Here is a 21,062-nt window from a genome sequence, read left to right as displayed (position 1 = left end):
CATGGCCATCGTCGACACCGGCGACGTCGGGCTGCACGTCCAGCGCCTGACCGGCGCTCGCCCCACCGCGCACGGGGTCCGCGCCGCCGCCCCGGACGCCACGGTCGTCCTGCTCCACGGGCTGCTCACCGACAGCCTGGCCAGTTACTACTTCACGGTCGCCCCGGCCTTCGCGGCCGCCGGCCTGGACGTGGTCATGTACGACCACCGGGGGCACGGGCGCAGCGGGCGGCCGGAACGCGGCTACACGCTGGGGGCGTTCGTCGACGACCTGGACGCCCTCCTGGACCGGCTCGGCATCCGGAACCCGGTCCATCTGGTGGGCAATTCGTACGGCGGTACGGTCGCCTTCGACTACGCGCTGCGCCGGCCGGAGCGGGTCGCCGCCATGGTGGTGATCGAGTCGGAGCCGGCCACCCCCTCGTGGGCGGTCAAGATCGCCGGGCTGCTGGAGCGGGTCCGGCACGAGATGAGCGTGAACGAGGACGCCGCCCTCGACTGGATCGCCGCCCACCACGGAGGGCACACCGCCCGGTTGGCGAAGTCCGCCGGCCGGCTCGTCCGCGACACCACCCTCGCCGCGGACATCCCGGCGAGCGCGGTCCTGGACGACGACGACGTGCGGGCGATCCGATGCCCGGTACTCGCCCTCTACGGCGCCGACTCCGATCTGGCCGCGCAGGCTCCCCGCATGCGGTCGCTGCTGCCGCACTGTGCGACCGAGTCGTTCCCCGGCCACCGGCACTCGGTCCTGGTCGAGGCGCCGGGCCGGGTGCGCGATCTCGTCCTCGACTGGGTCGGCCGGCACCCCCGGCCCGCCGGCGACCGGGCGGTGCAGGTCCGGTGAGCCGCTTCCTGTTCGTCGTGCCCCCGCTGGTCGGACACATCAACCCGGCCGTGGGCGTCGCGTCGGCGCTCACCTTGCGGGGCCACCAGGTGGCCTGGGCGGGCGAGCCCGCGCTCGTACGCCGCCTCGCGGGCAGCGGAGCGGCCGTCCACCCGTGCCCTGCCGCCGGAGGAGGGCCACCGAGCGTGCGGCCCCCGGACCTGCGCGGCCCCGAGGCGCTGCGGTTCCTGTGGGAGCGTTTCCTCGTCCCGCTCGCCGAGGCCATGGCGCCCGGCGTACGGGAGGCGGTCCGCGCCTTCCGGCCCGATGCGGTCGTTGCCGACCAGCAGGCTCTCGCGGGCGCCCTCGTCGCCGAGGACCTGGGGCTGCCCTGGGCCACCTCGGCGACGACCTCGGCCGAGTTCACGGACGCCCTGGCTTCGATGCCCCAGGTGGCCGCCTGGAACGCGGCCTTGCTGGACGATCTGCGCGCCCGGATCGGCGATCCGCAGGGAAGCGGCGACCCGCGCTTCTCCCCGCACCTCGTGCTCGCCTTCAGCACGCCCGAGCTGGCGGGGCCGCCCGCACGGGGCGGCGACCGGGTGCGCTGGGTCGGCCCGTCCCTGACCGCCCGGCCTTCCCCCGCCCCCTTCCCCTGGGAACGGCTCGATCCGGCACGAGAGCTGGTCCTGGTCACCCTGGGCACCGCCAACACCGATGCCGGGGAGCGCTTCCTGGACCGGGCGGCCCGGGCCCTGCGGGCCCGATCGCACCGGGTGCAGGCCGTCGTCGTCGATCCCGGGGGCACCCTCGGCGCCGCGCCCGGGGACCTCGATGTCATCACCCTGCCCGTCGTCCCCCAGCTGGAACTGCTCGCGCGCGCCGACGGCGTCGTGTGCCACGGAGGACACAACACCGTGTGCGAGGCGCTGTGGCACGGCGTTCCGCTGGTCGTCGCGCCGATCCGGGACGACCAGCCGGTGATCGCCGCGCAGGTGGTCGGCGCGGGGGCAGGGGTACGGATCCGCTTCGGCCGGGCCTCCGTCGACACGATCGGTACGGCCGTCGACACCGTTCTCGCCGACCCGCGTCCCCGGGACGCGGCCCACGCCGTCTCACGGGCCTTCCGCAACGCCGGCGGTGCCCGGGCTGCCGCCCTCCACCTGGAACGACTGGCCCAGGGCCGAAAGGACGAGGCATGAGCTCCGCTTCGCGAAAGGCCCGTACGCTCCGGGTGGCCGCGCTGCGCCCCGCGTACGGCAAGGACCTGGCCGACGGCACCTCCGTCTTCTTCGCACCGCGCTCGCCGGTGTGCCCTTGGTGCGGCTCGGGACGGCTCGGCGAGCACCTGCGCACCGGCGACCTCCTCCAGCACAAGCCCGGCGTCTTCGTCCTCGACCGCTGCCACGACTGCGGACACCTCTTCCAGAATCCGCGGCTGAACGAGCGCGGTCTCGCCTTCTACTACCGGGACTTCTACGACGGCCTCGGCGAGGAGCGGCTGGACGGCCTGTTCAGCGGACGCACCGCCGCCTACCGCTCACGGGCGGACTCCGTGCGGCCCCACCTCGCCGAAGGTGCCGTCGAGTGGCTGGACGTCGGCACCGGGCACGGCCACTTCTGCCAGCACGCCCGGGCGGTACTCCCGGCGGTGGCCTTCGACGGGCTGGACCGCTCCGAGGGTGCCGAACTCGCCGAGCAGGCCGGTCGCGTACGCCGGGGCCACCGGGGGGCGTTCCCCGAACTCGCCGAGCGGATGGGCGGTTCGTACGACGTGGTGAGCATGTTCCACTACCTGGAGCACTGCACCGATCCCCAGCACGAACTGGAGGCGGCGCGCACCGTGCTGCGGCCGGGCGGGCTGCTCGTGATCGACGTGCCGGATCCCGAGAGCCGGTACGCACGGCTGCTGGGCCGCTGGTGGCTGCCCTGGCTCCAGCCGCAGCACCTGAACCTGGCACCGGTGGCCAATCTGCGCCGCCGGCTGGCCGAGACGGGCTTCACCGTCCTCACGGAGGAACACACCGAGGCGCACGACGCGGTCGACCTGGTGGCCGCCCTGTGGATCGCACTGGACGCAGTCGCCCCCCGGGAGGACCTGCCGTGGCTGGCCTCGGCACCCGGGGCCTGGCGGCGCGCCGTGCGGACGGCCGTCCTGCTGGCCGGGATCCCGCTGCTCCTGGCGGCGACCGCCCTGGACCGGCTGCTGGCGCGCCCGCTCGCCGGCCGCCTCCGTCTGACGAACGCCTACCGCCTGATCGCCAGACGGGACGGTCACGTTCCTCCCCCGCCGTGAGGCCTGATCGGAGGATTCCGGGGTGTCCCGTTCCGCGGATGCTGGGAGGCACCACCCGCCCCGTGAAAGGAACCCGATCATGCGGCCCAAGGCCTACCAGATCGCCGGCTTCAAGCTCAAGGACGAACAGGTGTGCGATTCGTGGTGTACGGAGTGTGACGGACGGCCTTCCCGGAAGGTCGCGACGTACCCGATGTCCGACGCGCCCCGCGCGGACCGCGCGGTCGCCGGCCTCGGCACCGAGGCCCACGTCCACTACGTGGCCAGGGGCGACCGGCTGACGGTCGTCGTTCCGGCGGTCTCCCGGTGAGGCCGAACCGGACGCGGCACGCTCTTCGGACGGCTCACCGCGGGTGGGAGAGGTGCCACGGGTAGGGGGCGGCGACCGTGTCGGTCCGCTCGGGACCCCAGCTGCCCGGCACGTACGGCTCCACCGCCGGAGGCGCGTCCAGCAGCGGGGCCGCGACCTCCCAGAGGCGCTCGATGCCGTCGGACCGGGTGAAGAGGGCCTGGTTGCCGAGCATCGCCTGGAGGATCAGGTGCTCGTACGCCTCCAGCGCGTTCTCGAGGGTGAAGGACGTGCCGTACTCGAACACCATGGCGGCTTCTGCGAGCCGAAGGGCCGGGCCGGGTTCCTTGGCGAGGAAGCGGGCCGTGAGCGTGCCGGGGTCGGCGAAGTCGATGACCAGCTGGTTGGCGCGGCCGTCCGCCGCCGCCTGCGCGTCCAGGGGGAACATGCGCAGGACCGGCTCGCGCAACCCGAGGGTCACGGTGTGGCGGCCTTCGGCCAGCGCCTTGCCCGTTCTGAGGTGGAACGGCACGCCGGACCAGCGCCAGTTGTCGATCCAGGCACGCAGGGCGACGAACGTCTCGGTGTCCGAATCCGGAGCGACACCGTTCTCGGTGCGGTACCCGGTGTACTGGCCGCGGACCACGTCCTCGGGTGCGAGGACCCGCATGCTGCGGAACGCCTTGATCTGTTCGTCCCGGAGGGCCTGCGCGTCCAGGGCGACCGGGGGCTCCATGGCGACGAAGCCGAGCAGCTGGAACAGATGGGTGACGACCATGTCGCGGAACGTTCCGGTGCCCTCGAAGAAGTGGGCGCGGCCCTGGATGTCGATCTTCTCGGGAACGTCGATCTGCACGTGGCTGATGTGCCCGCGGTTCCACAGGGGCTCGAACAGTCCGTTGGCGAACCGGAGCGCGAGGATGTTGTCGACCGCTTCCTTTCCGAGGAAGTGGTCGATGCGGAACACCCGGGACTCGTCGAAGACCGTGTGGATCGTCGCATTGAGTGCACGGGCGGACACGAGGTCGGTGCCGAACGGCTTCTCGACGATGACCCGGCCTCCCCGGGCGAGGTCCGTGTCGCCCAGCAGGCCGATCACCGACGGGAAGGCTGCGGGCGGGACCGCGAGGTGGAAGAGCCGTTGCGGCGTTCCGCCGATGGCCTGCTCGGCTTCGCGTACCGCCCGGAGCAGCGGTGCCGCGTCGTCCCGGTCCGCCGCCCCGAAGGACAGCGAGGCTTCGAAAGCCTGCCAGGCCGCTCCTTCGGGGCGTGAGCGGCCGAACTCCTCCACCGCCTGCCGCGCATGGGCGCGGAACGCTTCGTCACTCAGCGCCTCGGCGGCCGGGGCGGTACCGACCACACGGCACCGCCTCGGCAGGAACCCCGCCTTGGCGAGGTGGAACAGGCCGGGCAGCAGCTTGCGCCTGGCGAGGTCGCCCGTCGCGCCGAAGAGGACGATGACGTGGTCCGCGGGGAGGAGCTCACGGGACGTGGCCGTTCGGTCCATGACGGTGTCCTCCTCTGCCGGTCCGCAGTCGCCGTCGTACGTCGCCGGCCGCGTGCCACCGCTCCTCATGGCTCACTGTGCGGGATGGGAGGGGATCCGGCACGCGGGGGCGCCGGCCGTCACTGGGACCAGGGCAGGGGCTGTTCCCGTTCCACGAGGCCGAGGGCCTGATCGGTGGGCGTGAGCCCCGTCAGGTACTCCAGACCGGCCGCGAGCGCCTCGACCGCGGCGAGTGCCGCGGAGTCTCCGGCCGAGGCCTGCCGGAGAGACGTGCAGAACGCCGTGAGCCGGGTGCCCGCCTCACTGGTCGGCGGGTAGTAGAAGCAGCTCTCGACAGCAGTCGCGAACGCCTCCAGCCGGTGGAGACCCGTGTCCCACACCTCGGCCGGCATGCTGCTGCGGGGCCCCGACGCCTGTACTCCGAGGACCAGCCCTCTGAAGGTTTCGGTGGCGTATGCCGCCCGGTCACGCCGGTCGCACAGGTCGCTGTACACCTGCTGCCACGTGGGGCGCTTGAAGAGGGAGTCCTGCTCCCAGGACTCCAGGTCGTGCAGCCGGGCCCAGACCAGGCGTACCTGCTCGGCGCGCTCGGCCCGGTCGAGCGAGAGGTGGTCGACCCGGGGCTCGGTCCCGTTGAGGATGTGGGTGATGGCCTGCCTGGTCTCCAGCGGCACCACGTCCAGCTCGTAGCGCGTGGCGTGGGCGGTGCAGGCCACCTGGAGGTAGGCCAGGACCGGGTTGGTCTTCCGCAGGGTGACGAGCGACTGCACGTATGCAGCCATGTCGTTGTGGTAGTCGGACTGCTCCTGGGTGTAGTCCTGCCGGGGGTCGGACTCCTCCTCGGTCGTCACGCCCTTCTCGCGGCAGGTCCAGAAATTGATGACGCCGCCGTTCAGGACGACGTCCTTCAGGCGCCCCTTGCGGCCCAGCAGGCCCTGGCAGTCGGGATGGTGGTGACCATCGGTGCCCTCGTAGAAGTAGCACTTGAGGCTGCCGTCCATCGAGTCGCCGCAGAGGTAGATGTCGCCGTCGCCCGGGCGCACTTCGAAGCAGTTCTGCAGGTAGCGGGTTGCGTGCGCCGACTCCTTGGCCTCCCCGGGCTTGAGGGGGGAGACCAGGAGGTTCTCCACCTTCTCGCCCGGGCCCTTGGTGTCGACCGGGTCGCCGGCGGCGATGATCGCCCGGGACTTCTCGTTCTTGTTGAGCACCCGGTCCCGGTGGGTCCAGAAGCGGATCGTGACGCCCGCGGGGACGAGGACGTCGTCGTCCGCCTCGGTGTACGACCCGTGTCCCAGGACGTTCCTGTCCGCGTCCCTCGGCGTACGGGTCACCGGCTTGCGGGGACCCGGGCCCGCATGCGCGACCTCCGCGGCAGCGGAGTGATGGTGGTGCCCGACCCCGGTCTTGTAGGCCAGGCAGCTGCCTCCCTGGCACTTGACCCTCTTGTCTTCGGGACACTTGCCCCAGCACCAGTGCCTGAGAGACGGATGCAGGGCCGCCTCCCCGATCTTGTTCGCCGTCCCGGCCATCACCGCCGCAAGGAATTCTCCGCTGCTCCCCGGCTTCCGCTCGGCGAGGTATCCGAGGTGCTGGACGGCAGCGGCCTCCGCAGGGTCGGTGAAGGCGTTCTCGTCCAGGGCCCGGGATACCCAGCTCAGGAGCACGGCGTCGTCCTGAGAAGCGAGGACCCGCTGCAACTCCTTGTCCTGCGCCCACAACCGCAGCCAGAAGTCTCCCTCGGGCCGGATCAGGTGCAGCCTGTCGGTCGCGAGGTCGTACATCGTGGCGTACCGGTACTTGGGGTGGAACGGCATGGAAGGTCTCCTGGGTCGTCGTCTTCCCGGGAAACGTACGGTGGCTGAATCGGAAGGCGGCAGGGAGAACGGACAGCCCGGGGGGCACATGTATGCGCTTTCACGCATGCGAGCAATGCTCACGACCCGCCGAAAGCTCATCTTCATGACGTACCGCATTATTCGCGCTTTGCCGGCAACTGCGTTGTGGACAGTGCGAGTTGCTGCTGCGTAGGTTGCGTCTCGGCAATTCCGGATCGCCGAGAGGATTCCCGTGGAAGAAAAGGGCTTAAGAAGAAGAATCCCGCATCTGGTGACGGCCGCGCTGCTGCTCCTGGGGATGATGATCACCACGACCGGCCAGGCGGAAGCAGCCCCGCAACCGCTCGCCGGCACCACCATCTGCTCGTACTCGCCCATCCCCCCGGGCTGGGTCGTCACACGGTCCGTCGGCAGCTACCGCTGCGGGGGCTACAACGAGTACACGATCACCGAACTGACGACGCAGACCAGCGCCACCGTCTGCTCCTTCTCGCCCATTCCCCCCGGCTGGGTCGTCACCAGGGCCGCCGGCAGCTACAGCTGCGCAGGCGTCGCCTACGAGTACACCATCACCAAACTCACGACGCAGACCAGCGCCACCGTCTGCTCCTTCTCGCCCATCCCCCCCGGCTGGGTCGTCACACGGTCCGTCGGCAGCTACCGCTGCACGGGCGCCAACGAATACACCATCACCAAACTCACGACACAGACCAGCGCCACCGTCTGCTCCTTCTCGCCCATTCCCCCCGGCTGGGTCGTCACCAGGGCCGCCGGCAGCTACAGCTGCGCAGGCGTCGCCTACGAGTACACCATCACCAAACTCACGACACAGACCAGCGCCACCGTCTGCTCCTTCTCGCCCATCCCCCCCGGCTGGCTGGTCACACGGACCGCCCCCAGCTCCAAGTGCACGGGCGCCGACGAATTCACGATCACGAAGGCCTGACCGACCGTCGGGGTGCCTGGTTCCACGACCGGCTCCGGGCGGGCGTCTGCTGCCGCCGTCATACTGGGGCGCGGCTTCGTGGCGAGGGAGAGGGTGCGACGCGTGGGGTTCGGGGCGGGGTTACCGGAGCGCATCGGTGTCTACGTGGTGGAACGGCAGCTGGGTGCGGGCGGCATGGGGACGGTCTACCTGGCGCGGTCGCGCGGCGGGCGTCCCGTGGCCGTCAAGGTGGCCCATCCCGACCTGGCCGCCGACCCGCATTTCCGTGAGCGGTTCCGCGCCGAGGTGAACGCCGCCCGCAGGGTCGGCGGTTTCCACACGGCGCCGGTGGTCGACGCCGATCCGGATGCGGAGGCGCCCTGGCTGGCGACGGCGTACATCGCGGGCCCCACGCTGTCGGCATTGGTCCGGGAGCAGGGCCCGTTCGACGAGCAGCGGCTGAGGCTGCTGGGCGCCGCCCTGTCCGAGGCACTGCTGGCCATCCATGCCTGCGGTCTCGTCCACCGCGACCTGAAGCCCGGAAACATCATCATGGCCGAGGACGGGCCCCGGGTCCTCGACTTCGGCATCGCGCGGGCGGTGGAGTCCACTCGCCTCACTGCCGCCGGTGCGGCGTTCGGCACTCCCGGCTTCCTGGCCCCCGAGCAGGCGCAGGGCCTCGAAGTCACCGGAGCCGCCGATGTGTTCGCCCTGGGTACGGTGCTGGTGGCGGCAGCCGGCGGCAGCGCGTTCGGCTCCGGCACGCCGATGGGACTGATGTACCGCTCCGTCCACGAGACCGCGGATCTGTCCGCCGTGCCGGAGGGCCTGCGTCCCTTGCTCGCCGCGTGCCTGGCCAAAGACCCGGCTCAGCGGCCCAGCCCGGCCCGGCTCCTGGACTCGTTCGCACCCGGCGACCCGGCCGGGCACTCCCCCGCCCCCGGGGCCCCGCCGGGGCGGGTGCCGGTCGCGTCCGGGCGTAGCCGGGACGGAGAGGGAGACGGAGACGGAGACGAGCACGCGGGGGACGGCGGGACGGGCGGTCATGAGGCGACGCTCCCCGACGGGGGTGACGCGCGCGGTACGGAGCCGGCCGGCGGCACGCTGCCTCTCGGGGCCGGCGGCCGGGTCGTGGCCCTCGCCGGTGACGACGTACGGGGCGACGGCCCTTTGTGGATCACCTCGGCCGGGCGTTCCCGGCGGCGCGTCGTCCTCGTGGCGCTCGCGGCCGTGACGACGGCGGGGGTCCTCGGCGGTGCGCTCTACCTCACCCTCGACGGCGACCGTACAGGCCCCCGTTCCGCGTCCCCGTCGGAGTCCCGGCGGGCGTCGTCGCCGGCCCCGGCACCCGGCGCCGTGAAGTCGCAGCCCCGGCAGGAACCGTCACCCACGCCCACCCCCGGCCGCTCGGACGGCGGGGCCGCGCCCGCCCCCAAGGACGTGGTCACCATCGCGATCACCGGCGAGGGTCCGGGGAGCTGGTTGTCGGCGAAGGACTCCGCCGGCAGGCTGATCTTCGACGGTGTCCTCGGCCCGGGCGAGACCAGGACGTTCACCGACAAGGAGCGCATCGACCTGGTCCTCGGCAACGCGGGCGCCGTGAAGCTCCTCGTCAACGGCAAGCGGATCGAGGACGAGTTCGAAGATGGCCGGGTGGAGCGCCTGACGTACACGAAGGGCTTCTGACCCGGTCCCGCCGGGGTCGGAGATCCGTCCGGACGGCGCGGGACCGGAGCCGGGAACACGGCCCGCGCGTCCTCAGGGAGCCAGGAAGGATGTCAGTGCGTCGGCGACGGCGGCCGGGTCCTCCAGCTGGGGATAGTGGCCGACGGCAGGCGGTCCGGCGAGTTCGACGACGGCGGCCCGCGGGAGCCTGCTGCGCACCCGCGCGAGCATGTGGGCGCCGCTGACGGGATCGGCGGGTCCCCACACGAACAGCACCGGGCCCGGGTACTCCTCCAGAGCCGCCGTCCACCGCCCGGCATGGCGGCGGCGTTCGTCGATGTAGCGCAGCAGCCGCGGCGCGAGGCGGTGGCCGCCCGCGCGGGATGCCGCCGCCCACAGCGCTCGTACGTCCTCGTCGCACAGCTCCCGTCCCAGCACACCGTGCAGGGCCGCGGCGAACCGGCGGCGGGTGGTCAGGGGCGCGATCAGCGGGCCGAGCGGCCCGTGCAGGAGGCGCTGGGTGCGTACCGGCCGGTGCAGGTCGGGGTAGAGGCCGCCGTTGAGCCAGGCCATGCGGCTGATGCGCGACGGATCCCGGGCCAGCAGTTCCTGCCCCACGCTGACGCCGTAGTCGTGGGCGACGAGGGCGGTGCGGCCGGTGCCGGTCTGCCGCCACACCTCCTCGACCAGCGCGGCCTGGTCGAGCAGCGAGTAGGCGTGCCGCCGCGGCTTCGCGCTCTCCCCGAAGCCGAGGAAGTCCAGCGTGGTGACGCGCAGTCCGGCCCGGGTGAGGGCGGGAACGATCGGCGCCCAGTCGTGCGAGGACGTGGGAAAGCCGTGCAGCAGCGTCACGGGTGCCCCGTCCGCGGGACCGTCCTGGCGGACGAAGACCTGGTGACCGCCGGCCTGGACCCGGCTGCCACCGCGCGTCCACTCGGCCAGCGGCGGAAGGACCGCGGTGCCGTTCATCCCTGTGCCTCCTCGGTGTCCCCGTGACTCTCCCCCGAAAGGAGCACGCGCACTCCGAAGGCGGACTCCTGCGCCCGGGCGCCCGGTGCCCGGTGGGGAGTCCCACCGGGCCGGCGGGAGGGGGTGGGTCAGGAGTAAACGTTCCAGTGGAGGGTTCCGTTCCGGGGGAGCCTGGTCTCGCTGAGGTCGACGTCACGGCCGCCGACGGCGCGGTTGCCGTACTTGTACCACTTGCCCTTGACAGGTCCGCTCGAACTCGCTGCCGCTGGGCTGCGACCGGCCGCGCGATGCGGAGACCGGCCTGCCCCCGCCGGAGCGGGAGCTGCTGCGGCTCCTCAGCCAGGGCTGGCTGTGAACCTCGCCGGGGGAGCTTGATCAGGAATGGCACTCGTGGGCGTGCGGAGAACGCTCCGTCACCGGTGCGCCGGCACGTAGAGCGTCCCGGCGCGCAGCGCCTCCCTCCGCGAGGACAACGCCCATCCCCCGCCGCGCCGTTCGTCCGGATTCCCCTCACCGCCCCCGTGCGGTTCGAGGCCGACCGTTCCGCGGGGTCCGGGCGGATGGGATGCGGAAGCGAACGGCAGGCCGGTGCGACCCGCGGTAACCGGCCGGGCGGACGGAGGAATCCGGCCGATTCCGTGCGCCGGTCACGGGGTGCGGCCGCCGCGGCCGTCACGGGCACCGGGCCCGGCCGGCCTGCCGGAACGCCTGTGCGGGGTGCGGGCGTACGCACCACTCCCCCGCCGGCGGGCGCCGGGCCGACGGCCGCAGGCCGCCCCCGGTGGCCGACGCGCCGGTGGCCGAACCAAGCCGTCCGTTTCCAAATCATGAGAGAAACTGCTGTTCAGGCGGCCTTTTGTGCAGCCGGGGGCGGGGTTCTCGGCGGCATGTGGCGTAGCTCACGAGGTGTTCTGCGGGGTGACCTCCCGCGGCACTTCGCACTCCTTCCCGGTGGGGGCATCGGAGGAGCGCCGGCGGCGCCGGGCCGGACGACAGTACGGAACATGGGGGGCATGAGATGACCACCGAAGCGACGGGCCTGCGGTTCGCCCTGCTCGGCCACTTGCGGGCCTGGCGGGGTGCACGGGAACTGGACCTCGGATCGCGACAGCAACGGACGCTGCTGGCCATGCTGTTGCTGCGGGACGGCCGGCCGGTGTCGGTCGATGCGCTGATCGCCGACGTTTGGGGCGACCAGGCACCGGCCCGTGCCGTGGGGGCCCTGCGGACGTACGTGTCCCGGTTGCGCAAGGAGATCGAGGCGCCGGACGGTGACGGCGGCGGGCCGCGGGTGCTGGTGTCCGAGCACGGGGCCTACACCTTGCGGGTGCCGGCCGGGGCGGTGGACTTCGGGCTGTTCCGCCAGGACGTGGCCGCCGCCGATCTGGCCCGGGCCGCGCGCCGCCCCGAGGAGGCGCGGGCCCTGCTGCGCACCGCGCTCGCCAGGTGGGGTGACGAGCCTCTGGCGGGGCTGGGCGGCCCCGGGGTGGAGGCGGAGCGGGACAGGCTGGCCGGGCAGCGCCTCGCCGCCCTGGAGACGCGGCTGGCCCTGGACGTGGAGCTCGGCGAACACGCGGCCGCGATAACGGAGTTGCGCGAGCTGACGGAGCGTCACCCATTGCGGGAGCGGCTGGGGGCGCTGCTGATGCGGGCGTACGTGCTGAGCGGGCAGGATGCGGAGGCGCTGGCCGTCCACGAGCGGACCCGGCGGATGCTGGCGGCAGAGTTCGGCATCGACCCGGGGCGCGAGATGGCCACGATGGCCGAGGGCATCGCGAGCGGGGCGGGGCAGCCGGAGCCGCCGGGCGCGAGCCACCTCGCCGCCGTCGCGGCCGTCGCGGACGGGGTGCCGCCCGAGGCGGCCGGACCGGCCGCCGACGGATTCCGGCGTCCCGCCCAGGTCCCCCGCGACCTGGCGGACTTCACGGGCCGGGCCGACGTGCTGGCGCAGCTGGCCCGCGAGCTGACGGGGGCGGGAGCGCAGGCGGGTGCGGGAGCGCAGGCAGGGGCGGGAGCACGGGCGGGGTTGCGGGAGCCGACGGCCGGCGGTCCGGCGGCAGTCGTCGTCGTGTCCGGGTCGACCGGCATCGGCAAGAGCGCGCTGGCCGTGCACGCCGCCCACCGGGTGCGCGGCGAGTTCCCCGACGGACAGCTGTACGCCGACCTGCGCGCCCCGGACGGCACCCCGGTCCCCCCGGCGGCGGTCCTGGAGTCCTTCCTCCGCGCGCTCGGCGGCCCCGGCACGCCGGTCCCCGCGCAGCAGGCGGACCGGGTCGCGCTCTACCGGTCGCAGCTCGCCGAGCGCCGCGTCCTGGTGGTCCTCGACAACGTCGCGGAGCCGGCCGCCGTCGACGCGCTGCTGCCCGGCGGGCCGGGCTGTGCCGCCCTCATCACCAGCACGGCGCGGCTCTCCGGGGTCGCCGGCGCGCGCCACGCGCATCTGGGCGAGCTGTCCCGGGCGGAGGCGCTGGCGTGGCTGGAGACGGCGATCGGCGCGGAGCGCGTCGCGGCCGAGGAGCAGGCCTGCGCCGAGCTCGCCGACCTGTGCGGCGGGCTGCCGCTGGCGCTGCGGATCGTGACGATGCGGCTGGCCACACGGCCGGCCTGGCCCATCGCCTCGGTGGTGGCGGCGCTGCGCGGCCGGCACCGGCTGGCGCTGCTCGGGATCGCGGACCTGTCCGTAAGGGAGGCGTTCCGGCGGGAGTACGAGGGCCTGCCGGCGTCCCTGCGGGCGGTGTTCGCGCGGGTGGCGCTGCTGCGGGAGCCGGACGGGCGGTTCGGACCGACGGCGGTGGCGCTGGCGCTGGGGCTGTCGTCGGAGCAGGCCCGCGCGCTGTGCGAGGAGCTCGTGGACCGCAGCTGGCTGGAGTCGGCGCGGCCGGACCGCTACCACGTACACGGTCTGGTGCGGGAGTTCGCCGTCTCGGTGCAGCGGGACGAGCCGTCGCCGCGGGCGGACCAGGACCGGCCCGCGCCGGTCCTCTACGCCCCGGGCGGCACGGACCTGCGCCTCGGCGGGCCGCTGCGGCGGCCGCCGGCGGGCGGGGCGCGCGAGGGGCTGGCGTCCTGATGGCGGGCCCCCGCCCCTGACCCGTACCGCCTTCGGCCGGGCGCGGTGTGCCGCGTCCGGCCTCCCGGCCATGCCCGGATCCGCATGCGCCGGCCCGATCCGTACGCCCGGCCGCCGTGCCGTGGGCGTTCGTTCCTGCCCGCAACACCCGTTGGAGAACCCCCGTGTCAGCCGTACCGCGCCCCTCCCCCGACCGTCCCCCCGTGCCCGGTCTGTCGTTCCGGGTGCTCGGCCCGCTGCGCGTGCAGACCGGGGCGGGCGGGACGGACGTACGACCGCCGCTGGCGGCCGCCCTGCTCGCCACGCTGCTGCTGCGGCACGGCCGCCGGGGCAGTACGCAGGCCCTCGTCGACGCCGTGTGGGGCGGTGCGGCGCCCGGCGGGGCACCGGCGGCCCTGCGCGGGCACGTGGCCGCGCTGCGCCGGATGATCGAGCCCGGGCGGGCGCCGCGCACCCCGGCGCGGGTGCTGGTGTCGCGGCCGAACGGGTACGCCCTGCACCTGCTGCCGGACGCGCTGGACCTGACGGTGTTCGACCGCCGGGCGGGCAGCGCGGCCCGGGCGCTGGATGCGGGGCGGCCGGGGGACGCGCTCGCGCTGTACGACGACGCGCTGGCGCTGTGGGACGGTGACGAGCCGCTGCCCGGGGTGCCCGGTCCGTTCGCCGCCGCCCAGCGGTCGGCGCTGCGCGAGCGGCGGCTGGCGGTGCTGGAGTCCCGGTGGGAGGTGGCGCTGCTGCTCGGCGGCCATGCCCGGGCCGTGGAGGAGCTGCGGGGGCCCGCGGGTGCGTATCCGAGGCGGGTGCGTCTGCAGGAACTGCTGATGGCCGCCCTGTACGAGACGGGCCGTCAGACCGAGGCGCTGGACGTGTACGGCCGGGCCCGGGCGGCCCTGGGCGGCTCGGACGGGCCGGACCGTGCGGGCCTGGAGCGGATCCGGCAGCGGATCCTGGCCGGTCCCGGCGCGGCCGGGGCGGACGGGCCGGGGGCGTTGGGCGGTACGGGGACGGGGGTTTCCGCCGGGCCGGGCGATCGGGCGGGCACCCGTCCGGGTCCGGCGCGTGTGCATGCCGGGGCTTCCGGTGCGGCCCCGGCCGGTCCGCCCGTTCCCGGTGCCACCGCTCTGATGGCGCCGACGCTGCGCCTGCCGCCGGACGTGGCGGACCTCGTGGGGCGTGACGCGGAGATCGCCCGGTTGCGGCAGGCGCTGGAGGGCGGCGCCGCGGCGGCCGTCGGCGCGATCAGCGGGATGGGCGGGATCGGGAAGACGACGGTGGCGGTGCGCGTCGCGCACGAGGTGGCCGCGAGCTTCCCCGACGGCGTGTTCTTCGTCGACCTCGGCGGCATGGACGCCCGGCCGGCCGACCCGCACCAGGTGCTGGGCGACCTGCTGCGCGCGCTCGGGGTGACACCCGCGCAGCTGCCGGCCGAGACGGCCGAGCGGGTCGCGCGGTACCGCGCGCTGCTGGCCGGGCGGCGGGTGCTGCTGGTCCTCGACAACGCCCGCGACCTGGAACAGATCCGCGACCTGCTGCCGGACTCGCCGGGCTGCGGGCTGCTCGTGACCTGCCGGACCTGGCTCACCGGGCTCGGCAGCCTGGCCGGTGCGACGCTGGTGCACCTGGCGGAGCTGACCGACGGCGTGGCCCTGGACCTGCTGGTGCGGCTGGTCGGCGCGCAGCGCGTGCGGCGGGAGGAGGAGGCCGCCCGGGCGCTGGTGGCCGACTGCGGGCGGCTGCCGCTGGCCCTGCGGGTGGTCGGCGCCCGGCTGGCCGGCTCGCCCGCGCTGTCGGTGGCGGAGACGGCCCGGCGGCTCGCGGACGAGCGGCGGCGGCTGGCGGAGCTGCGCGGCGACGGGGACGGCGGCGTGGACGCCAGCTTCCGGCTGGGTACGGCGCGGCTCGGTCCGGAGCAGCTGCGGGCGTTCCGGCTGCTGGCGCTGCCGGACGTGCCGGAGCTGGGCGGGCTGAGCACCGCGGCCCTGCTGGACCGGCCGCGGGAGGAGGCGGAGGCCCTGTGCGAGGACCTGGTGGACGCCAGCCTGCTCCAGTCGCCGGCGCCGGGCCGCTACCGCTACCAGGACCTGCTGCGGCTGTTCGCCCGGACGTCCGGGGCCGAGGAGCTGCCGGCGGCGGAGCGCGGGGGCGCGATGCTGCGGCTGCTGAGCACGTACACCGGCATCGCGCGGGCGGCGTACCGGGCGTCGACCGTGGGCGATCCGTTCCCCGCCGACGGCCTGCCGGAGGGGGCGGCCGCGGTGGGCCGGGGCGTCGGGGACGGGCAGGTGTTCGGCAGTCCGGCGGAGGCCACCACCTGGCTGTTCGACGAGCAGAAGCACCTGCTGGCGCTGATCGAGCAGGCAGCCGGGTTCCCCGAGGTCCCGGCGGCCGTGTCGGCCCGGCTGCTGCTGGCCACCGACCCGCTGGGGCGCTACAGCACCGGGACGCGGAACCAGGAGCGGGCCGCCCGGGCCGTGGTGGCGGCGGCCGGGCGGGCCGGCGACGCGGTCGCCGGCGGCATCGCGCACTACATGCTGGGCGGTTCCTTCGCGATCCGGTTCCTGATGGGCCGGGCGCTGCCGCACCTGCGCGAGGCTGCCGACGTGTTCCGGCGCGAGGAGCGGTGGCCGCTGCTGGCTCACGCGCTGAACGCCCTCGGCGGGTGCGCCCTCGCGCGCCGGGACTTCCCGGCCGCCCTCGGTCACCTCACGGAGTCCCTGCCGCTCAGCCGGGCGTCGCAGAGCCCGGCCTGCGAGTCGCTCACCCTCGGCTACCTGGGGCTGGCGCAGCTGGCGACGGGGCAGCCGGCGGAAGCGGTGCGGTCGGGGCGGACGGCCGTGGAGCTGGCGCGGTCCTGCGGCGACGGCCCGGGCGAGGCCAACGCGCTGCGCGCGCTCGGGCAGATCCTGCTGTACACGGGGCAGTTGCAGGAGGCACTGGCGTGCATGCGGACGAGTCTGCGGCTGTGGCGTACGACGGGTTCGGCGTTCCGGGAGGCGCTGGTGCTGGGCGGGATCGCGGAGGTGCTGAACGCGCTGGGCCGGCACGAGGAGGCGGTGGCCCGTGCCACGGAGGCGCGGGACATCGCCACGCTGCACGGTGACGCGTACCTGATCGGGCGGGCGCTGGTACAGCTCGGGGACGCGGTCGGGGCGCTGGGCCGCGCGGGGCAGGCGGCGTACTGCCACCGACAGGCGCTCCAGGTCTTCAGGGAGCTGGGCATGCCGGACGCGGCAGACGCCGAGGCACGGCTCGGGGGCGGCTGACGCGGTGGGGTCCGCCGGGGCGGGTGGCCCGCGGCATCCGGGCCGGGCGTCCGCGGCGGGGCAGTGGCCGGGCATGCGGGGGCGGTCGAGGTCCGGTTGAGGTTCCGTTGATGTGCTGTTGAGGGCGTGCGAGCAGGGCGGTGACAGGCTCTTGTCACCGCCCCCCGCACGGACGTCCGACCGGTTCCGGGGGTGGCCCGGGCGACCTCGATCGCCCGGGGCCGACGCACGCCGAACTGCTGAGGACTCCCTTTGAACCCCCAGGACCTGCTCTTCTCCCTCTTCACGCCGGAAGGCCGGGAGAACCCGTTTCCGGCGCTGGAAGCGCTCCGCGAGAACTTCCCGGTCTACTACGACAAGGACCTCGACACCTACTTCCTGACGACGTACGCCGACTGCCAGGCGGTCCTGACCGATTCCTCGTTCCGTACGCCCGACCTGGCCTGGTGCGAGGACCACCTGCCGGACTGGCGGGAGCACCCCGCCGCCGACTTCTTCTACGCCTCGATGCTGCGCGCCAACCAGCCCGACCACACCCGGCTGCGCCGGCTGATCGGTGCCGGGTTCACCCCGCGGCGGGTGGCCGCCCTCAGCACGGCCGTCGAGGAGCTCACCGACTCCCTGCTCGACGCCTTCGCCGAGGCCACGGCGGACGGCGCGGCGGCCAACTTCCAGGAGCTGGTGGGCTATCCGCTGCCGGTGGCGGTGGTCGGCGAGCTGATCGGGGTGCCGGCCGAGGACCGGCTGCGGTTCCAGCGGCTGGGCGGTGACGCCAGCCGGCTTCTGGAACCGGTGCGCACCGAGGAGGACTGGGCGCGCGCCGACGCCGCCGTCATCGAACTCCGCGCGTATTTCGAGGACTTGCTGCAGCGCCGGGCGGTCGAACCCCGCGAGGACCTGGCCACCGTGCTGCTGGAGACCGGGGAGGGGCAGGACCGGCTCACCCGCAAGGAGGTGGTCGACACGCTGCTCCTGACGTTCGTCGCCGGCTTCGAGACGACCGCCGCCATGCTGGGCATCGCGACGCACGCGCTGCTGACGCATCCGGAGCAGCGGGCCGCGCTGGAGGCCGATCCGGAGCTCGCGGCGCAGGCCGTCGACGAGGCGCTGCGCTGGGACACGCCCGTGCAGATGACCGAGCGGATCGCCTCGGTGGCCACCGAGATCCGCGGGGTCGCCGTGCCCGCGGGGGCGAACGTCACGACGGTGCTCGCCGCCGCCAACCGGGATCCGGCACAGTTCACGGACCCGCACCGGTTCGACGTACGGCGGTCCGGGAGCAGGGTGATGAGCTTCAGCGCCGGACCGCACTACTGCCTCGGTGCGGCTCTGGCCCGGCTGGAGGGATCCATCGCGGTCACCCGGCTGTTCGCCCGGTTCCCCGGCCTCGCACTGGCGGGGACGCCGGTGCGGCGCGAGTCCTTCAGCCTGCGCATGTACGAGGACCTTCCCCTGACCACGACCACCGCTGCCGGATCCGTGGCGGCCCCTGCGCGGGCCGCGGCCGGCGCCACGACGACGAAGGACTGACCCATGGCCTTTCTGGACACCGAACGCGCAGTGCTCGACGCTCTGCTCCCCGGCCTCGACGCCGAACTCTCCCGCCATCCGCTGGCCGAGCTGGAGCGGCCGGGCAGCCCGGCCATCGCCGCGTTCCGCGAGGCGGGCGGTGCGGCGCTGCTGGTGCCGCAGCAGAACACCGGGGTCGGTGCGAGCCCGTTGCAGGCCGTGCGGGTCCAGCGGGCCGTGGGTGCCCGCTGCCCGTCGCTGGCCGTCGCCACGACGATGCACCACTTCTCGGTGGCGAGCCTGGTGGAGGCCGCGAAGAACGGCGCCGGGTTCGAGTGGATGCTGCTGGAGGCCATCGTCGGCAAGCGGATGCTGCTGGCGTCCGGCTTCTCCGAGGGCCGGACCGGCCAGTCCATCCTGCGGCCGGCGATCCGGGCCGAGCGCCGGGGCGGCGAGGTGGTGCTGAACGGCAGCAAGAAGCCGTGCAGTCTGGCCCGTTCGATGGACCTGCTGACGGCGTCGGTGGTGATGGCGGACGAGGACGGCACCGAGCGCCTGGCAGTCGCCATCGTGCCCGCCGATGCGCCGGGCGTCTCGGTGCGGCCCTTCTGGCAGAGCACGGTGCTGGCCGGCGCGGAGAGCGACGAGGTGGTGCTGGAGGACGTCGCCCTCGACCCGCAGATGGTCGTGCCGACGGAGGTGACCGCCGATTCGGTGCTGGATTCGCTGAACGTGGCGGGGTTCCTCTGGTTCGAGCTGCTGATGACCGCCGGCTACCTGGGCACGGCGAGTGCACTGGTGGAGCGTGTCACCGGGCACGGGAAGGCGCCGGCCGCGGTGCGGGCGGGGCTGGTGACCGAGGTCGATGCGGCGATGCTCGCCGTCGAGGCCGTGGCCCGCAGGATGGAGGAGTCCGCGGAGTGGGGCGAGCCGCTGCTGGCCGCCGCGCTCACCGCGCGCTACGCGGCCCAGGACGCCATCGCACGGACCACGGCGACCGCTCTGGAGGCGCTGGGCGGCATGTCGTTCATCGGCTCCGACGAGGGCACGTACCTGGCTTCGGCGGCCGCGGGCCTGAACTTCCACCCGCCGGCCCGGGCCCGGATGGCCGAGGCGCTGTGCGCGGCACTGGACGGCGAGCCGCTCCGTGTCGGCTGACGGCGGGATCGCCGCCCCGGCCGGCGCCGGCGCCGGCGAGGCGGGGGCGGCCGGGCGGGACGCCGGGGCCGGCGAGGGGGCCGTCTTCACGGTGGAGCGGCTGGAGCGGGCCGAGGACCTGCCGCGGCCGGTGTGGGACGAGCTGGCGCCGGCGGACGACCCGATGTGGGGGCAGGACGTGTTCGCCGCCATGCAGGGTGCCTCGATCGGCCCGGACGCGTACGCGTACCTGCTGGTGCGCCGGGACGGCCGGCCGTTCGCGGCGCTGCCGCTGAGTGCGGTGCGCCGGCTGCGGCTCGACCGGGTCGTGGGGCCCGAGGAGCGGCGGCTGATGGCGCCGGTGGCCCGGGCCTTCCCCCGGCTCGTGCGGGTGTCGATGCTGTTCTGCGGTAACTTCCTCGGCCAGGGCCACGTCATGGGACGGGAGCCGCTGCCGGCGCCGGCGGCCCGGCTGCTGGTGCGGGAGGTGATGGCCTTCGCGCGCGAACACCGCCTGGGGACAGTCGTGTTCAAGGACTTCGCGCCGGACGGCCTCGGCGCGCTGCGGCCGGGGCTGGATGCGGCGGGGTTCTTCACCGTGGCCGCCCTGCCGGACACCGAACTCCCGCTGGGGCACGCCGACTTCGAAGGCTTCCTGGCCTCGCTTCCGGCGAAGCCGCGGCGCAACGCCCGCAGCAAGATACGGAAGTTCGAGCAGCAGGAGGACCTCCGTATGGAGGTGCTCGACGAGTTCGGACACCTCGTCCCCGCGATGATGGGGCTGTACCGGCAGGTCATGGACCGCGCCGACCAGACCCTCGACGTCCTCGACGAGACATTCGTGCGCACCCTCGCCGAGGGCGCCGACGGCGGGGCCGACGGCACCGAGCAGCGGCTGGTCGCCTGCTTCGAGGGCGACCGGCTGGTGGGGTACCTGCACTGCCTGTTCCGCGGCAGCGGTGCGGTCGGGGCGCGGATCGGCCTGGACTACGGGCTGGCCCACCGGGCGCGGCTCTACCACAACCTTCACTACGCGGCGATCGAGCTGGCCATCGGCCGGGGCTGCCGGCACATCCGGTTCGCGCAGACCGCGTACGAGCCCAAGCGGGAATTCGGCTGCGAGCTCGTCGAGCAGTCGTACGCGCTCACACACACCGGGCGGCTGCCCCGGGCGGTGCTGCGGATGCTGCTTCCGCGGGCCCTGGAGGCGGCGCGCGAGCAGGCGCTGGCACCCAAGTCCTGATCCACCCCTGCACCACTTCTGACATTCCGTCACTTCACTGACATCGTCAAAGAGAGAGAACAGCCATGCCCCTCGTCCAGGTTGAGATCCCCATCGCCGCCCGCCCCGAGGACAGCTGGGCCGCCGTCATCGACGTCGAGAGCTACGCGTCCTGCATGGACAGCGTCCAGTCCGTCACGGTCGTCGACCGCAGCGGCGAGGACGAGCGCACGACGGCCTGGTCCGTCCACCTCAAGGGCTCGGTCCTGGAGTGGGTGGAGGCCGAGCGGCTCGACCACACCGCCCGGCGCTTCGACTTCCACCAGGTCAGCGGCGACCTGGCGCACTTCGTGGGCCACTGGGCCGTGCAGCCCTCCGGTGACGGCGGCAGCCGGGTCTCGCTGACCGTCGAGTTCGAGATCGGGATCCCGCTGCTCGCCGACATGCTCAACCCGGTCGCCGCCACCGCGCTGCGCGAGAACGCCGAGCAGATGCTGCACGCGCTGGAGCGGCGGCTCACCGGCAGCGCCGCCCTCTGACGCGACCCCC

At 74.1% G+C, this 21,062-nt stretch carries 15 protein-coding genes; 12 read left to right on the top strand and 3 right to left on the bottom strand.

The genetic code is table 11. The features are described from left to right. The first annotated feature begins 1 nt into the window (after position 1). The 4 genes from LG634_RS07530 (at position 2) to LG634_RS07515 (ending at position 3,432) form a co-directional block, all read left to right on the top strand. Positions 2-847, top strand: a complete 846-nt coding sequence (locus tag LG634_RS07530; RefSeq protein ID WP_226732857.1) for an alpha/beta fold hydrolase — start codon at positions 2-4, stop codon at positions 845-847. Continuing rightward, on the top strand, positions 844-2,028 hold the full coding sequence (locus LG634_RS07525) for a glycosyltransferase (protein ID WP_226732856.1): 1,185 nt from the start codon (positions 844-846) through the stop codon (positions 2,026-2,028). The genes LG634_RS07530 and LG634_RS07525 overlap by 4 nt, the downstream gene beginning before the upstream one ends. Continuing rightward, positions 2,025-3,122: a class I SAM-dependent methyltransferase gene (locus LG634_RS07520; RefSeq protein ID WP_226732855.1), complete on the top strand. Its 1,098-nt coding sequence runs from the start codon at positions 2,025-2,027 to the stop codon at positions 3,120-3,122. Before LG634_RS07525 ends, LG634_RS07520 begins: the two co-directional genes overlap by 4 nt. 79 nt (positions 3,123-3,201) lie before the next feature. Then, positions 3,202-3,432, top strand: a complete 231-nt coding sequence (locus LG634_RS07515) for a hypothetical protein (protein WP_226732854.1) — start codon at positions 3,202-3,204, stop codon at positions 3,430-3,432. A 34-nt stretch (positions 3,433-3,466) separates the two neighbouring features. Here LG634_RS07515 and zwf read toward each other — a convergent pair whose 3' ends face one another. Both zwf and LG634_RS07505 read right to left on the bottom strand, forming a co-directional pair. After that, positions 3,467-4,918 (bottom strand): glucose-6-phosphate dehydrogenase, encoded by a 1,452-nt coding sequence (gene zwf / locus LG634_RS07510; protein WP_226732853.1) that lies wholly within the window; start codon positions 4,916-4,918, stop codon positions 3,467-3,469. Positions 4,919-5,037: 119 nt separating this feature from the next. Continuing rightward, positions 5,038-6,732: a putative adhesin gene (locus LG634_RS07505; RefSeq protein WP_226732852.1), complete on the bottom strand. Its 1,695-nt coding sequence runs from the start codon at positions 6,730-6,732 to the stop codon at positions 5,038-5,040. A gap of 253 nt (positions 6,733-6,985) precedes the next feature. Between LG634_RS07505 and LG634_RS07500 the strand changes: the two genes are divergently transcribed. Further along, positions 6,986-7,699 (top strand): hypothetical protein, encoded by a 714-nt coding sequence (locus LG634_RS07500; protein WP_226732851.1) that lies wholly within the window; start codon positions 6,986-6,988, stop codon positions 7,697-7,699. Positions 7,700-7,801: 102 nt separating this feature from the next. Further along, entirely contained in the window at positions 7,802-9,364 is a 1,563-nt protein-coding gene (locus LG634_RS38195) for a RodZ domain-containing protein (RefSeq protein WP_226732850.1), read from the top strand. 72 nt (positions 9,365-9,436) lie between these two features. Here the strand turns inward: LG634_RS38195 and LG634_RS07490 are convergent, their stop codons facing one another. Next, entirely contained in the window at positions 9,437-10,312 is an 876-nt protein-coding gene (locus tag LG634_RS07490; RefSeq protein ID WP_226732849.1) for an alpha/beta fold hydrolase, read from the bottom strand. Between the two features lie 1,018 nt (positions 10,313-11,330). Between LG634_RS07490 and LG634_RS07485 the strand changes: the two genes are divergently transcribed. The 6 genes from LG634_RS07485 (at position 11,331) to LG634_RS07460 (ending at position 21,052) form a co-directional block, all read left to right on the top strand. Next, positions 11,331-13,382 carry an AfsR/SARP family transcriptional regulator gene (locus LG634_RS07485; RefSeq protein WP_226732848.1) on the top strand — a complete coding sequence of 684 codons (2,052 nt, stop codon included), beginning with the start codon at positions 11,331-11,333 and terminating at the stop codon, positions 13,380-13,382. A 203-nt stretch (positions 13,383-13,585) separates the two neighbouring features. Beyond that, the gene (locus LG634_RS07480) at positions 13,586-16,645 is read left to right on the top strand and encodes an AfsR/SARP family transcriptional regulator (protein ID WP_226732847.1); all 3,060 of its coding nucleotides are present in this window, start codon (positions 13,586-13,588) and stop codon (positions 16,643-16,645) included. Positions 16,646-16,897: 252 nt separating this feature from the next. Further along, positions 16,898-18,175 (top strand): cytochrome P450, encoded by a 1,278-nt coding sequence (locus LG634_RS07475; RefSeq protein WP_226732846.1) that lies wholly within the window; start codon positions 16,898-16,900, stop codon positions 18,173-18,175. Between the two features lie 3 nt (positions 18,176-18,178). Beyond that, positions 18,179-19,312 carry an acyl-CoA dehydrogenase family protein gene (locus tag LG634_RS07470; RefSeq protein ID WP_226732845.1) on the top strand — a complete coding sequence of 378 codons (1,134 nt, stop codon included), beginning with the start codon at positions 18,179-18,181 and terminating at the stop codon, positions 19,310-19,312. Further along, positions 19,302-20,534, top strand: a complete 1,233-nt coding sequence (locus tag LG634_RS07465; RefSeq protein ID WP_226732844.1) for a GNAT family N-acetyltransferase — start codon at positions 19,302-19,304, stop codon at positions 20,532-20,534. Before LG634_RS07470 ends, LG634_RS07465 begins: the two co-directional genes overlap by 11 nt. Positions 20,535-20,599: 65 nt before the next feature. Next, a complete protein-coding gene (locus tag LG634_RS07460) occupies positions 20,600-21,052 on the top strand; it encodes a type II toxin-antitoxin system RatA family toxin (RefSeq protein WP_226732843.1) in 453 nt (150 codons plus the stop codon). Positions 21,053-21,062 lie beyond the last annotated feature (10 nt).

Source organism: Streptomyces bambusae (genome assembly GCF_020532645.1).
GTDB classification, from domain to species: Bacteria; Actinomycetota; Actinomycetes; order Streptomycetales; family Streptomycetaceae; genus Streptomyces; species Streptomyces bambusae.
Note: the sequence above shows the minus strand (reverse complement) of the source record. Positions and strands in the feature narration are given on the sequence as shown.